The 14,200-nt window shown below is 69.2% G+C and carries 14 protein-coding genes and 1 tRNA gene; 11 read left to right on the plus strand and 4 right to left on the minus strand.

Translation table 11 applies throughout. The features are described 5' to 3' along the window. Nucleotides 1–171: 171 nt before the first annotated feature. The 3 genes from cmk (at nt 172) to LT965_RS03550 (ending at nt 1,775) form a co-directional block, all read left to right on the plus strand. Nucleotides 172–750: a (d)CMP kinase gene (cmk, locus tag LT965_RS03540; protein ID WP_232702636.1), complete on the plus strand. Its 579-nt coding sequence runs from the start codon at nt 172–174 to the stop codon at nt 748–750. A 2-nt stretch (nt 751–752) separates the two neighbouring features. Beyond that, nucleotides 753–1,643 carry an RNA-guided pseudouridylation complex pseudouridine synthase subunit Cbf5 gene (locus tag LT965_RS03545; RefSeq protein ID WP_232702637.1) on the plus strand — a complete coding sequence of 297 codons (891 nt, stop codon included), beginning with the start codon at nt 753–755 and terminating at the stop codon, nt 1,641–1,643. A 61-nt stretch (nt 1,644–1,704) separates the two neighbouring features. Further along, nucleotides 1,705–1,775 (plus strand) — tRNA-Pro (locus LT965_RS03550). A 234-nt stretch (nt 1,776–2,009) separates the two neighbouring features. On the opposite strand, the gene LT965_RS03555 is transcribed toward LT965_RS03550, so the two are convergent. Together LT965_RS03555 and LT965_RS03560 are read right to left on the minus strand one after the other, a co-directional pair. Then, on the minus strand, nt 2,010–4,490 hold the full coding sequence (locus LT965_RS03555) for a PAS domain-containing sensor histidine kinase (RefSeq protein ID WP_232702638.1): 2,481 nt from the start codon (nt 4,488–4,490) through the stop codon (nt 2,010–2,012). 119 nt (nt 4,491–4,609) lie between these two features. Next, a complete protein-coding gene (locus LT965_RS03560; protein ID WP_232702639.1) occupies nt 4,610–5,605 on the minus strand; it encodes a GNAT family N-acetyltransferase in 996 nt (331 codons plus the stop codon). A 249-nt stretch (nt 5,606–5,854) separates the two neighbouring features. Between LT965_RS03560 and LT965_RS03565 the strand changes: the two genes are divergently transcribed. Both LT965_RS03565 and LT965_RS03570 read left to right on the plus strand, forming a co-directional pair. After that, the gene (locus LT965_RS03565; RefSeq protein WP_232702640.1) at nt 5,855–6,625 is read left to right on the plus strand and encodes an MOSC domain-containing protein; all 771 of its coding nucleotides are present in this window, start codon (nt 5,855–5,857) and stop codon (nt 6,623–6,625) included. Nucleotides 6,626–6,727: 102 nt separating this feature from the next. After that, nucleotides 6,728–7,180: a hypothetical protein gene (locus tag LT965_RS03570; protein WP_232702641.1), complete on the plus strand. Its 453-nt coding sequence runs from the start codon at nt 6,728–6,730 to the stop codon at nt 7,178–7,180. Nucleotides 7,181–7,319: 139 nt separating this feature from the next. Here LT965_RS03570 and LT965_RS03575 read toward each other — a convergent pair whose 3' ends face one another. After that, nucleotides 7,320–7,514, minus strand: coding sequence for a cold-shock protein (locus LT965_RS03575; protein WP_009487710.1), 195 nt, complete (start codon nt 7,512–7,514; stop codon nt 7,320–7,322). 127 nt (nt 7,515–7,641) lie between these two features. Here LT965_RS03575 and LT965_RS03580 point away from each other — a divergent pair, with 127 nt between their 5' ends. The 4 genes from LT965_RS03580 to LT965_RS03595 all read left to right on the plus strand — a co-directional run bounded on the left by LT965_RS03580 (nt 7,642) and on the right by LT965_RS03595 (nt 10,095). Next, nucleotides 7,642–8,178 (plus strand): GNAT family N-acetyltransferase, encoded by a 537-nt coding sequence (locus LT965_RS03580; RefSeq protein ID WP_232702642.1) that lies wholly within the window; start codon nt 7,642–7,644, stop codon nt 8,176–8,178. A 102-nt stretch (nt 8,179–8,280) separates the two neighbouring features. After that, the gene (locus LT965_RS03585) at nt 8,281–8,970 is read left to right on the plus strand and encodes an RAD55 family ATPase (RefSeq protein ID WP_232702643.1); all 690 of its coding nucleotides are present in this window, start codon (nt 8,281–8,283) and stop codon (nt 8,968–8,970) included. Next, nucleotides 8,970–9,413 (plus strand): DUF8057 family protein, encoded by a 444-nt coding sequence (locus LT965_RS03590; RefSeq protein ID WP_232702644.1) that lies wholly within the window; start codon nt 8,970–8,972, stop codon nt 9,411–9,413. The genes LT965_RS03585 and LT965_RS03590 overlap by 1 nt, the downstream gene beginning before the upstream one ends. 37 nt (nt 9,414–9,450) lie before the next feature. Next, a complete protein-coding gene (locus tag LT965_RS03595) occupies nt 9,451–10,095 on the plus strand; it encodes a DUF4097 family beta strand repeat-containing protein (RefSeq protein WP_232702645.1) in 645 nt (214 codons plus the stop codon). Between the two features lie 36 nt (nt 10,096–10,131). On the opposite strand, the gene ilvD is transcribed toward LT965_RS03595, so the two are convergent. Then, a complete protein-coding gene (ilvD, locus tag LT965_RS03600; protein WP_232702646.1) occupies nt 10,132–11,841 on the minus strand; it encodes a dihydroxy-acid dehydratase in 1,710 nt (569 codons plus the stop codon). A 197-nt stretch (nt 11,842–12,038) separates the two neighbouring features. Here ilvD and LT965_RS03605 point away from each other — a divergent pair, with 197 nt between their 5' ends. Beyond that, nucleotides 12,039–13,007: a glycosyltransferase gene (locus LT965_RS03605; RefSeq protein ID WP_232702647.1), complete on the plus strand. Its 969-nt coding sequence runs from the start codon at nt 12,039–12,041 to the stop codon at nt 13,005–13,007. A 72-nt stretch (nt 13,008–13,079) separates the two neighbouring features. Then, complete coding sequence (locus LT965_RS03610) at nt 13,080–14,048, plus strand: beta-ribofuranosylaminobenzene 5'-phosphate synthase family protein (protein ID WP_232702648.1); 969 nt, start codon at nt 13,080–13,082, stop codon at nt 14,046–14,048. The last annotated feature ends 152 nt before the right edge of the window (nt 14,049–14,200 follow it).

Below are 14,200 nucleotides of genomic sequence, written 5' to 3' on the forward strand. Positions count from 1 at the left end.
CGGGGGGTCGCTACGCGACCCCCGCTCGGCAAAAACTTGGGGAAAAGCACTCCTCACCCCCTCTGGGGGTTCGTCGGCCCGTGCCTACGGCGCGGTGAATCGCGGCCGAAGGCCGCGAATGCTACACCAGCGCTTCAAAACCTCTTTGTCGCCGCCGCTCCCAGCACGGATATGTTAGTCACCATCTCCGGACCGCCGGGGAGCGGGAAGAGCACCGTCGCTTCGGCACTCGCCGACCACCTCGACTACGACCACACGTCGGGTGGGGACATCTTCCGCGGGCTCGCCGACCAGCGCGGGCTCACCCTCGAGGAGTTCAACGAACTCGCCGAGGAGGATCCCCAGATCGACAAGGACCTCGACCGACAGCTCCGGGAGACCGCGCGAGACCGCGACGACGTCGTGCTCGAATCGCGACTCGCGGGCTGGATGGCCGGCGAGTACGCCGACATCAAGATCTGGCTCGACGCGCCGCTCGGCGTGCGTGCCCGCCGCATCGCCGAACGCGAGGACAAGACGCCGGCGACGGCGCGCGCGGAGACGGAGAAACGCGAGCAGTCCGAGGCCGCACGGTACGCCGAGTACTACGGCATCGACTTCGACGACCTCACCATCTACGACCTCTCGGTGAACACGGCGCGCTGGGGACCGGACGCGGTCACCGACATCGTACTGTACGCCGTCGACTCCTACGAGGCGTCCAGCGACGAGGGACCGACGCCCATCGAGGAAGTCCGTTACCAGTTCTGACGATGCTCCGCGACGCCCCCGAGGACCGCGACCCCGACGCTATCCTGGAGTTCGGCTTGGTGAACCTCGACAAGCCGCCCGGCCCCTCCGCCCACCAGGTGTCGGCGTGGGTGCGGGACATGACCGGCGTGGAGAAGGCCGCCCACGCTGGCACGCTCGACCCGAAGGTGACGGGCTGCCTCCCGATTCTGACCGGTGCAGCGACCCGCCTCGCGCCCGCACTCCTCGAGGGTCCCAAGGAGTACGTCACCGTCCTCGAACTCCACGCCGACCCGCCTGCCAACCTCGAATCCGTCGTCGCGGAGTTCGAGGGGCCGACCTACCAGAAGCCGCCGCGGAAGTCCGCGGTCGCGCGGCGCCTCCGCGTCCGCGAGATCTACGACCTCGACGTGCTGGAGGTCCAGGGGCGACAGGTCCTCCTGCGGATTCGCTGCGAGTCCGGGACGTACGTCCGGAAGCTCTGTCACGACCTCGGGCGTGCACTCGGCACCGGCGCTCACATGGGTCACCTCCGGCGGACCGCCACCACGCCGTTCGACGACACCGAACTCGTCACCCTCCAGGACCTCTCGGACGCGCTCGCGTGGTACCGTGACGAGGACGACACCGACCCGCCCGGGACTCCGGAGGAGGCGCTCCGTGCCGCGCTCGCGCCCGCCGAAAGCGCCCTCGTCCACCTCCCGAGTGTGACCATCGCGCGGTCGGCCGCCCGCGAGGTCGCGGAGGGCGCCCCCGTCTACGCGCCAGGCGTCGTGGACGCGGACGCCGCCGACCGCGACGCGCTCGTCGCGTGCTACACGCCCGACGGGGCAGCGGTCTGTCTCGGCCGCCTCGTCGGCGACCCCGACGCCGACAGCGGGACCGTCGTCTCCCTCGAGCGCGTGCTCGTCTGACCGCCGCGCCGCCCAGGGAAAACGAAGGTCTTAATGCTGGAACTCGCATTCATCCGGACGCGGGACCGTGGGGTAGCGGTATCCTCGGCGGATGGGGTCCGTCGGACTCGAGTTCGAATCTCGACGGTCCCACTACATTATCGCGACGCTCGCTACCGAGCGGCGCGTGTATTCGTTGCTGGAGAGATTCGAGCCTGGAAGCCGCAGCCCGGAACAGCGCGTAGCGCCGCACGCCCGGACCGTCTTCCTCCGTTCGACTCTCGACGGTCCCCCTTTTCGTGGCGCGAGAACGAGCACGGGAGCGACGGTGTTCCGCCCGCTACGTGTGACCACTGTTCCCCGTCCTCACGCCGTTCTCGGTCGCGCTCACTGGGGAGCGTCGTCTACCGTCGGTAGCGTGAACGAGAACGTCGTCCCCTCACCAGGTTCCGAGTCGACCCAGATCTCCCCACCGTGGCGCTCGACGATGCGCTCTGCGAGCGCCAGACCGATTCCCGTGCCCGCGTGCTCGGCCTGGGAGTGCAGGCGCTGGAACACGTCGAACACTCGCTGGGCGTCCGCCGGGGCGATACCGATCCCCTCGTCGTGGACCGAAATCCGCCACGCGTCGGTCTCCCGCTCGGCGGTCACCTCCACGCTCGGCGGCGCCTCACCACTGTACTCGATGGCGTTGTCCAGCAGATTCTGGAACAACTGCCGCAACTGCCCCGCGTCGCCGTCGACGACCGGCAGGGGCTCGTGGACGATCTCGGCGTCCGCCTCCTCGATGCGCACCTGCAGGTCGTCCAGCACGTCCGCGAACACACTGTCCAGAGCCACGCGTTCGAAGGGGTCGCCCTGCGTCTCGACGCGCGAGTACTCGAGAAGGCCCTCGATCATCGTCCGCATGCGGTCGGCGCCGTCGACGGCGAAGTCGATGAACTCCCGGCCATCGTCGTCCAGATCGTCGGTGTACCGATTCTCGATCAACTGCAGGTAGCTGGAGACCATCCGCAGCGGCTCCTGAAGGTCGTGGGACGCCGCGTACGCGAACTGCTCGAGGCGCTCGTTGGACTCTTCTAGTTTTCGCTCGTACTCCTTGCGCTCGGTCACGTCGCGGAAGTATATCGAGAGCCCGGACGCCGAGGGGTAGACGTTGAACTCCAGCCAGCTGTCGTTGCTCTCCTCGTACACCTCGAAGGTGAGGGGTTCCTGGGCCGCCATCGCCTCGTGGAGTTGCTCCCAGTAGACGCCCCCCTCCCTGGCGTCCGGGAAGGCCTCCCAGACGGTCCGGCCGAGCAGCTCCTCGATGGGGTATCCCATGATCTCGGCCGCGTGGTCGTTGAGGTGCGTGAACTGCCACTCCTCGTCGAGCGCGTAGAACGCGTCGGAGATGCGGCCGAGGATCTCGCTCAGTTCGGTCTCGAGTTCGGACTTGTGCTGCTCGAGCTGGCGTTCGCGGCGCTTCAACTCGGTGATGTCCTCGCCCGCCGTGACGACGCGGTCGATGGAGCCGTCCGCGTCGAACAGCGGCGCGGCGTTCACGCTGAGCTGTATCTGGTCGCCGGTCGGCGGGTCGATGGTCACCGCCTCGTCCAGAACTGGCTCGCCGGTCGCGAGCACGCGGGCCGAGGGCGTCTCCTCGGGCGGTATCGGCTCGCCGTCCGCGTCGTAGAGCCCCCACTCGTCGATGTCCGCCGGCTCCTCGATGAACTCCCGCTCGGAGAGGCCAAGCAGCTCCTGGGCCCGCTGGTTCGCCATCACCGTCTCGCCCTCGGCGTCCTGGACGGCGATCGGGATCGGTGCCGTCCGCAACAGCTTCTCCGTCTGCTCGTGCTCGCGACGGAGCTGTCGTTCGTGTTCCCTGTGCTCGGTGACGTCCTCGACGGAGACGACGACCCGCTGGTCGTTGCGATCGCTGCGGACCAGTGGAGCAGCGTTCACCGAGAGCCACCTGCGGCCGACGCCCGGGAGTTCGACCTGACCTTGGACGTCGTACACTGCCGTCCCGGTCTCGAGGACCCGCCGCCAGGGGCGTTCGTCCGCCGGAATCGGCTCTCCGTCGACGTCGTAGAGCGTCCAGGAGTCGACGCTGTACTCCCTGAGCTCCGACTCCGTCGCACCGATCCGTTCGAGCATCCGCCGGTTCGCCCGCGCGAACTTGCCGTCGGCCTCGACCACGCAGATGCTCACCGGGACGGTGTCGAGGATGCGTTCGGTGACGTCCCGTTCCTCGCGGAGTTGCTGTTCGTGCTCGCGGCGCTCGGTCATGTCGCGAGTCACCTTCGTGAACCCACGGAGCGTGCCGTCGTCGTCCCGGACCTCCGTGATGGTGACGTTCGCCCAGAACCGGGAGCCGTCCTTGCGGACGCGCCACCCCTCGTCCTCGACGGCGCCCGCCGTCGCCGCGGTTTCGAGGTTCCGCTCCGGCACCCCCTCGGCGACGTCCGCGTCGGTGTAGAACGTCGAGAAGTGCTCGCCCACGATCTCCTCGGCGTCGTAGCCCTTGGTGCGCTGGGCGCCCTCGTTCCAGCTGGTGACGACGCCGTCCGGATCGAGCATGAAGATGGCGTACTCCTCGACGGCGCTCACGAACGCGCCGAACTCCGTCAGGTCCGAGTGCTCCGCCGACGGCTGACCACCGTCGCTCGCCCGCCACCAGACCCGCCGTTCGTCGTCGAGTTGTCGGGTTCGCAGTGCGCTGCGGTCGGCCAGCGCCACGAGGTCCCGTTCCGTGACCGCCTCCTCGCAGTCGAGTCGCCGTGCGACCTCTGCGGTTGTGAGCGGCGTCGACGGGTCGTCGAACTCCGCGAACACCCGCTGGACGTCCTCCGGGGTGACGTCCGGGACCGGACCTGGGCCTGCCATAGGTCAGGGGAGGAGTCCGGCGGGTAAACGCTTACCGTCGACTGGTGGCCCGCCTGCCGCGTTCCCCGTCGCCCCGTGCGAGAGACGGCAGGAACTGGCCAGTGTCTGCGTCCAGGCGGCTACTCCTTGGGTCCACGGAACCGCTGGCGCCCGCGCCTGTACAGCGACCAGAGGACCGGGTTGAAACCGGTCTCCATCCGGAACATCGGCACCGCGCGCCCGCCGTACTTCTGCTTGAACTGGAAGACGTTGTCCGAGTAGTGCGACCCGGTCGGCCCGAAGCCGTACTCGTCGTACCCCTCCTCGATGCCGAACTTGATGGCGTGCTCGTGGAGCAGTTCCGAGGGGTGGTACTGGTAGTTCTCCCGGTCGGGAATCGCCGACAGCCAGTGGTGGAGGATCCCCGCTTCCTCGTCGAGGAGGTGGAGGTACCGGCCGACCTCCTCCCCGTCGACGATGGCCGTGAACACGAGCACGCGGTCGCCGACGTTCTCGGCGAGCGCCTCGAGGAACTCGTACGGGAACAGGGTGCCGCCGACCCGGTCGAGGTTCTGGGCGTAGGCGTCGTAGGTGGCCGCTAACTCCTCGCCGAGGGCGTGCTTCTCGATGCGGTAGTCCTGTTCGTGGGCGCGGCGGAGGTCCCGCCGGCGCTCCTTGTCCATGTCCGCGCGGATCTCCTCCCAGTCGGGTTCGAGGTCGAGGAAGAACAGACACTTGTCGAACTGGGGCTGGTACCCCCGGTCGTGGAGATACTGTCCGTAGCGGACGTAGGTGAGGTCGTGAGAGGTGATCCGGTGGGCGATGACCTCGGGGCCCGTCACGGCCTCGAGACCGTCGAAGAGGAGGTCGAGCGTGTCATCCTTCTCGGAGACGAGGACGGGGCCGCCGTACAGCGGGTGGGTCGTCGTCGCCATCTTGAGGGGGAACTTCACGGGGAGACGCTCGGTGACGGAGTCGGGGAGGGGCAGTTCGCGGACGAAGTTCGGTAGGACCCCCACGGGGTTGCCGTCCTTCTCGACGACGATGTGTTTGGGGTCCTGGTCGAAGGCGGTCTCGACCGCCTCGAGCCACTCGTAGCGGTTGAAAAGCGAGCCGTGGTCGGCCTGTTCGACCATGTTATTCCACTGGTTCTCGTTCACCTCGGTGACCCCTTCGCGTAGTGTAGACCGGAGCTCAGACATTTCGTGTGCTGGTTCCGACGCAGCCTGCACCGATTGTTATAAGTTCCATTACCGGGGCGTGAAGCGGCCTACGCTCAGTTCAGCCCGACTTACCCCCGAGCCCGGTGACGGAGGGTAGCACAGCCCATAGTGAGGTGTAGCTAACAGCTATAGCTATACGCTCGCCACGAGACGTTACAGACGATGGCGCGAATCGAGGACCTCCGCGTGTACCCGGTGAAGGGGCTGGACGGCGTGTCCATCGACGAGGCCGCGGTGCTGGACGGCGGGACGCTCGCGGGCGACCGCGAGTTCGCCCTCTTCGACGCCGACGGCGACGTCGTCAACGGGAAGCGGACGTCCCGCGTCCACGAACTGCAGACGGCGTTCGACCCCGAGACGACCGAACTCACCGTCGCCGTCGACGGCGAGCGACGGACGTTCGACCTGGACGCGGACCGCGAGCGAGCGGCCGACTGGTTCGGCGACGTCTTCGACCTCGACTTGACCCTCGAACGAGACGAGTCGCTGGGGTTCGTCGACCGCCGCGAGATGGGGCCGTCGGTCGTCAGCACGGCGACGCTCCGGGAGGTCGCGTCGTGGTTCAAGGAGATGACCGTCGAGGGTGCACGTCGGCGGCTCCGCGCGAACGTCGAGGTGTCCGGCGTCCCGCCGTTCTGGGAGGACCGGTTCGTCGGTGACGACGCACCCGGCTTCGTGGCGGGCGGCGTCCGCTTCGAGGGCGTAACGCCGTGTGCCCGCTGCGTGGTCCCCGAACGCGACCCGGAGACGGGCGAACCGACCCCCGAGTTCCGCGAGCGATTCGTCGCCAGGCGCCGCGAGACGTTCCCGGAGTGGGCGGACGTCGACGCCTTCGACCACTACTACACGCTGATGCTAATCGCCCGGGTGCCTGAGTCCGACCGCGGACGGACGCTCCACGTGGGCGACGACGTCTCCGTCGTCGAGACCTGAGGGGCGTCCCGTCCACGCCGCCAGAGCTCCCCGCTCGGTCCAAATTTCACGCCTGATACTCCCACACAAAGATTGAAGAGCGTCGCCCCGGGACCGCCCCGTATGCCGGTGACGTTCCGCATGGAACTCCGCTCGACGGAGACGCGCCCGTCGAAGGAGACCCAGGAGAGCGTGCTGCCCGCGATGTCACAGAAGTTCGGGCAGCGCGTGACCATCCGGTCGGCGGAACTCGGGCCGGAGGACCGCCTGCGCGCGGCGACGATCGGCACCGTCGACGTCCAGGACACGGACGTCCTGCGGGAGCTGTACGAGTACGTCAAACCACACCGCCTCGTCAAGGTCGGCAGCATCAAGACGAACGACGACGGCGGCGTCGTCACACGGAAGACACACGAGGTGGACCGCGAGAACGTAGACAGCCAGGAGCGCTTCTGCGTAATCGGTGAGGTGCGCGGCGACCTCCTCATCCGCGTCCACGGCGACAGCGGGCAGCGCGGTCGAACGGTGCGGGACGGCGGGAAGCCACTCAAACGAGACAGCGCCGGACGAGACTGATACTGGACCGTCTGGGGTGTCGATACTCTCGCTGCAGGAACGCTAGCTGTCGCTGTGTGGGTCGGTGTTCGCTACGCGGACGCGTCGCTGGTCGGCGTCGCGTCGTAAAAAGCTGAATTTCGTTGTTGTCGGAGAAAGCTTACAGGCGGGTGACGTTGGTCGCGCGCGGACCCTTGTCGGCCTGCTCGATGTCGAACTCCACTTCCTGTCCCTCCTCGAGGTCCGGACCGCCAACGTCTTCCATGTGGAAGAAAACGTCCTCGTCCTCGTCCTCAGTCTCGATGAAACCGTAACCGCCCGTGTCGTTGAAGAAGTCAACCTTACCGTTTGCCATTGCAATTACTCCGAGGCGCGATACACGGATAACACTTGCGAGGGTCGGAGTACCACGACCCACTGCCCGGCTGTCCGTGAAATCCAGTTCACGAAACGCCCTTGTCTGGCCCCTGCGACCCGCCAGTATGCCCGGTCCGCTGTTCCTCGACGGTGACGCCGTCTCGTTGCACCCCGCAGTCGAGGCCGACGTCCCGTTCCTCGTGGAGACCGCCAACGACCCGCGCGTGCGAGCGACGCGAACCAGTCCGTTGCCGAAGAGGGCCGACACCTACCGCGACCGCCTCGGCGGGATGCTCGGCCGGCACGACGAGACGCTCGCGCTGCTCGTCTGCGTGGACGGGGAGCGCGTGGGCTTCCTCTACCTCCTGCGAGAGAATCCCGGCGACCGCGTGCACCGGAAAGCCGAACTCGCCTACTGGTTCGCGCCCGACCACTGGGGGAACGGCTACGCGACGGAAGCGGCCGACCTGGCGGTCGGCCACGCCTTCGACGGCATCGGCCTCCACAAGGTCACCGCGAAAGCGTACGAGTCGAACGAGGCGTCCCGGCGCGTGCTGGAGAAGGTCGGCTTCTCCGAGGAGGGGTGCTTCGAGCGCGAGGCGTACGTAGACGGGGAGTGGGTCGACTACCGCCGGTACGGCCTGCTCAGCGAGGACTACTGACGACCCCCGAGGTGAGCGACGGTCGGAACCAGCCAACCGACGGACAGCACCGGGACGGAGCAACCCGGAGGAATTTAAGCGTCCACTGCGTGGCTACCCGCGATGAGGATATCGACTGGCGTCTCCGGGCTCGACAGCCTCCTCGACGGGGGGTTGCCGGCTCGCCGCCTCTACACGCTGAGCGGGCCGCCGGGCAGCGGGAAGACGACGCTCGCGGCCCAGTACGTCACCGAGGGCATCCGGAACGGCGAGGACGTGCTGTACGTGACGATGCACGAGACCCGAAACGAACTCGTCGAGGACATGTCGAACTACGAGTTCGGCTTCGAGCGCGCCGCCAACTCCGAGCGATTCGAGTTCCTGAACCTCACGCGCGAGCGCTCCCGGCGGTCGCTCACCCAGTACGGCCGGGAGTCCGGGCTCTCCTCGCGGCTCGCGTCGATGATCCGCCAGGAGGACTACGACCGCGTCGTCGTCGACTCGACGATGCTGCTCGCGCACTTCGCGGACGACTCGGAGGCCGAGGTGACCCACTTCGCGACGGGGCTGAAACAGACGGACGCCACCGTACTCCTGGTCTCGGAGATGACGGACCCGACGGCGTACGCCGAGGAGCACTACCTTGCCCACGGCGTCGTCTTCCTCCACAACTTCCTCGAGGAGGGCGGGATGACCCGGGGCATCCAGCTGGTGAAGATGCGCGGGACGAACATCGACTGCGACATCCGGGACGTGACGTTCACGGGCTCCGGACTCCAGGTCGACCCCGGACGGAAAGTCCGGCCACAGTGATGTACGAGGACTCGTTCTCAACGAACTGGGACGGCGACGAACTGGACCGCGAGGAGGCCATCTGGCGGGCGTACGCGCTGGGCGTGGCGGCGGCGCTCGGCGAACAGCACCCCGAGGAGTACCGGCAGCTCGTCGCCGCGACGGGGCGTTCGCTGGTGGAGATGGCCTACGACGAGGGGAAGAGTTCGGCGGCGGACCTTGACAGCCGGCTGGCGTCGGGGGCGGCCGAGGAGGACGTCGGCGACTTCCCGTCGCGCGAGCGGGCGGTGTGGTCGAAGCTCATCTCCTACCGCGAGGAGACGGGCGACGACATCGAGCCGGGCCGCGGGGGCGGTCGCGACCGGGACGACCTGCCCGAGTTCCTCTACCGCATCGACCTCGACGCCCTCGACCGCGACGACCTCTCCAGACTCCGGCTTCCGGAGTTCCTCTCCCGGAAGTAATAGTTACTTTCTTAACGTTTCGTGGCGAGGCACTGACATGGACCACGCGAGTGGGCCGGACCACACCACCCAGGCCCTGGAGACCACCACGGGGGACTGCGTGTCGGTCCGGACGCCGGAGGGGGACGTGAACGTCGAACCCGGCGAGTCGGCGCGCCTGCACACCACGAGCGAGAGTGGGTTCTCGGTCACGACGTGGCGCGAGGACGCCACCCTGAACGTCGCCGTGGAGCGCGACGGCGACGACGCGGTCGACGTGGAACTCGAACTCCCCGGCGACTGCCGCGTCGGGTCGGTCTCCACCGGGTCGGGCGACGTGGTCGTCCGCGACGTCGACGGCGCGCCCGCGGTCGAGACGGCGGGCGGCGACGTCCGCATCTCCGGGACGACGGGCGTCCAGTCGGTGTGGACCGGCGACGGCGACGCGGCCGTGTCGGTCGCCACCCTCCCCCGAGACGCCACCGTCGAGACGGTCGACGGCGACGTGACCCTGGCCCTCAGCCCGACCCTCGACGCGACCGTCGAGCTGCACGTCCGGGACGGCGACGTGAACAGGCCCACGGACGTGTTCGACGACGTCGAGGAGCAGTCGACCGAGTACGTCCGTGGCGTCCTCGGGGACGGCGATCGGTGGCTCACCGCGAAGACCGGAAGTGGCGACGCCACCGTACAGCGCACGTGAGGACCGCCTCTGCGGCCGCTAGTTTCTCGGCGTTCGCTAGTCCCGCTTGACCGCCGGGTTCGTCACCGCGCCCTCCGCGGCGGAGCCGAACTGATCGCCGTACTTCCGGAGGACGCCCGCGTCGTAGCGCGGGTCCGGTTCCGACCACTGTTCGCGTCGCTCGGCAAGTTCGGCGTCGGAGAGCGCGACGGAGAGTTCGCGGCTCGGCACGTCCACGGTGACCTCGTCGCCGTCCTCGAGGAGTGCGATTGGGCCGCCGCTGGCGGCCTCCGGGGCGACGTGGCCGACCATCGGCCCCCGCGTCGCGCCGGAGAACCGACCGTCCGTCAGCAGTGCGACGTCGTCCTCGTGGCCCTGGCCGACGACGGCGGCGGTGACGCCGAGCATCTCGCGCATCCCCGGGCCGCCGCGCGGGCCCTCGTTGCGGATGACGATGACGTCGCCCGACTCGATGTGGCCCTCCTGGACGTACGCCATGGCGTCCTCCTCGGACTCGAAGATTCGAGCGGGGCCAGTGTGTTCGGTCTCGTCCTCCCCGGTGACCTTCAGCACCGCGCCGTCCGGCGCGAGGTTACCAGTCAGAACGGTGATGGCGCCCGTCTCGTGGAACGGGTCGTCGACGGGGCGGAGGAAGTCCACGTCCTCCTCGACGGACCCATCGACGCCGAGGTGGTCGAGTTCCTCGGCGAGCGTGCGCCCGGTGACGGTGAGCGCGTCGCCGTGGACCAGTCCCGCGTTGAGCAGGCGCCGGAGGACGACCGGGACACCGCCGACCTCGTGGAGGTCGTTCATCACGCGCGTTCCTCCGGGCTGGAGTTTCGCGATCTTCGGCGTGCGGTCGCTGATGGTGTTGAAGTCCTCGATGTCGAGGTCGACGCCGGCCTCCGCGGCGAGCGCGAGCAGGTGGAGCACGGCGTTCGTCGACCCGCCGAGCGCGACCTGCACTGCGATGGCGTTCTCGAAGGATTCTCTGGAGAGTACGTCGGAGGGCCGGCGGCGCTCCTGGACGCACTCGACGGCGAGTTCGCCCGCGCGAGCGGCGGTCTCGTAGCGCTCCTCGCTCTCCGCGGGCGGGCTCGCGGAGCCCAGCGGCGCCAGCCCGAGCGCTTCGCTAATCGAGGCCATCGTGTTCGCGGTGAACATCCCGCCGCAGGAGCCCGCCCCGGGGCACGCGTGGCGCTCCATCTCGTCGAGTTCGTCCTCGCTCATGTCGCCCGAGGCGACGGAGCCGACGCCCTCGAAGACGTTCTGCACCGTGACCTCGCGGCCCTCGTGCTCGCCGGGCATGATCGAGCCCCCGTAGAGGAAGACGGTCGGGAGGTCCGTACGGATGGCCGCGATCATCATCCCGGGGAGGTTCTTGTCGCAGCCGGCCACCGTGACGAGGCCGTCCATGCGCTCGCCGAACGCGACGAGTTCGACGCTGTCCGCGATGACCTCCCGGGAGATGAGCGACGCGCGCATCCCCTCGGTCCCCATCGAGATGGCGTCCGAGATGGTGATGGTGCCGAACTCGATGGGCATCCCGTCACCGCTCTCGACGCCCTCGATGGCGCCCTCGGCCACGTCGTCGAGGTGGACGTTGCAGGGCGTGACGTCCGCCGCCGGGTTCGCGACGCCGACCATCGGCGAGGAGAAGTCCGCGTCGTCGTAGCCCATCGCGCGGAACATCGCGCGGTGGGGCGCCCGTTCGACGCCCTCCGTCACGTCGTTGCTCGGGAGGTCCGGGTCCTTCTGGTTGTGCATGCACGTGCAAGGGGGCTGTGCGTGTTAAGATGTATCGACCGGACAGATGTTGCCGTTTCGACCGAACACGTTTCGCCGACAGTTTTTCCGTCTCCAGCTTCCGGGTCAGAGAGCGCCCTCGCCGTCTGGATACGCCAGGGGGAGTCGGTCCATCCGGCACCGAAACCACCTTGGGGTGGGGCGGGCCACTCGGGAGCATGGACGCCACCGTCGCCGTCGTGCACTACCCCGAGGGCGCGGGGCACGCGACGCGAATGCTCGCCGTCGCGCGGGAACTGGAGGCGCGCGGCGCGACGGTAGAACTCGCCGGCGGCGGGCCAGGCGAGCGGTTCGTCGAACTGCTCGGCTACGAGGAGTACGTGCCGACGGTCGTGGACTTCATCGGGGACTACCAGGGCGGCGGGTCGCTGCGGGACGTCCTCACGGGGAGCGTCCCCGACGCGGTGCGCCGGGTCCGGGACGTGGCGCAGTGGCTCCGGCGCGTGGACGCGGACTGCGTCGTCACGGACGACATGTTCGCGTCCGTGGCGGCGGTGCTCGCCCGCGTCCCGCAGTACGTCTGCACGCACAACACCCCCGGCTACTACGACGACCTCGCCGAGCGCGTTGGCGCGGCCGTGCTGACGAGACAGCAGGTGTGGGCGAGCCGGCGCTTCTTCTACCCCGCGGTGTGGCCCGAACGCGACGGCGACCCGCGCGGCGTCGAGCGCGTCCCACCGCTCGCACTCGACGTCCCGCTCAACGCCGAGGAGACGCCGGACGTGGACGTACTGATCTCGCCGAGTACGTACTCGACGGCGCTCGACGACGTGGCCGACCGCCTCCGGGACGCGGGGAGGGACGTCACGGTGGTCGGCGGGGAGGACTGGACGACGGTCGCGTCGATGCTGCCGGTGCTCCGCGAGGCCAGCGTCGTCGTCTGCCCGGGCTACTCGACGGTGATGGAGGCTGCCGTCGCCGGGACGCCCTGCGTCGTCTACCCGTTCACGAGCGAGCAGCGCGGCGTCGCGCGGTTCGTCGAGCGTGGCGGCGAATCAGGCTTCGCGGTCGCCGAGACGCCCGCCGACGCGGTCGCAGCGGTGGAGAATCCGCCCGACCCGCCGTCGTTCGAGAACGGCGCACCGGTGGTGGCCGAGCGGGTGGCCGATGACCTCGACTACGAGTAACCGCACGGTCCCGTAGCGGGCAGGCTTGCCACCGGCGGAACCACCTTCACGGGGGGCGGCGAACTGACGCCTATGACTACGCGGGTCGAGACCGGCGGCCGCCTCCACTTCGGCTTCCTCAACCTCTCGCTGGCGAACGAGCGGCTGTACGGGAGTCTCGGCGTCGGCCTCGACCAGCCACGGGTGATCGTCGAAGCCGAGCGCGCCGAGCGAGTGGTCTGCACCCACGACCGGGCGCGTGAGTACGTCGAGCGCTCGTGCTCGCTCCTCGACGTTCCGGGCGCGGACGTCGCAGTCCGGGCGGAACTCCCGGTGCACGTCGGTCTCGGCTCCGGCACGCAACTCGCGCTCGCGGTGCTGGCGGCCGTCGCACGGGCCCACGACCGGACCCCAGAGGTTCGGGCGCGCGCCCCGGAACTCGGGCGCGGCGGCCGGAGCGGCGTGGGCGTCGCGACCTTCGAGTCCGGCGGGTTCGTGCTGGACGCCGGCCACCCGACGGAGCGGTTCACGACCGACCGACCACCGCGCGGCGAGTGGACGGTCCCGCCGGTCGCCGCCCGCCACGACGTGCCCACGGACTGGCGCTTCGTGCTCGTGCTCCCGGACGCGCCGCCGGGGAAGTCCGACGAAGGCGAGGACGAGAGCATGCGCGCGGCGGTGGAGTCGGCCGAGGGCGGGTTGGCGGACCGCATCTCCGGCGTGGTGACGCGCCGGGTGCTCCCCGCGCTGGCGACCGGCGACGTGGAGGAGTTCGGTGCCGGGGTCGCGGCGGTCGGCCGCCTCAACGGCGCGTGGTACGCCGACGAGCAGGGTGGCGTCTACCGGCCGCCCGCGGGCGCCATCGTGGACGGACTCGCGGACAGCCCCGCCGTCTCCGGCGCCGGGCAGTCGTCGTGGGGGCCGGCGGTGTACGGCGTCACGGACGAGGCCCGCGCGAGCGCGGCGGAGGCTGCGGGACGCGACGCACTCGACGCGGCGGGCGTCGACGGCGACGTCCTCGTCGTCGCACCCCGGAACACCGGCGCGACAATCGAGGACTGACCGACCGACGGCGAGAGCCACTGCCACAATCCACGGCTGCGGGGTGGACTGGAAGGGGCGACTGGCTCGACAGGCGAGGCGACGCAAACACGCCAACGAGCGAAGCGAGTGAGCGCGCACAGCGAGCGCGGGGCCGACCACCGGGAGGCCTC

Source organism: Halobacterium wangiae, assembly GCF_021249345.1.
In the GTDB taxonomy this organism is placed as follows: Archaea; Halobacteriota; Halobacteria; order Halobacteriales; family Halobacteriaceae; genus Halobacterium; species Halobacterium wangiae.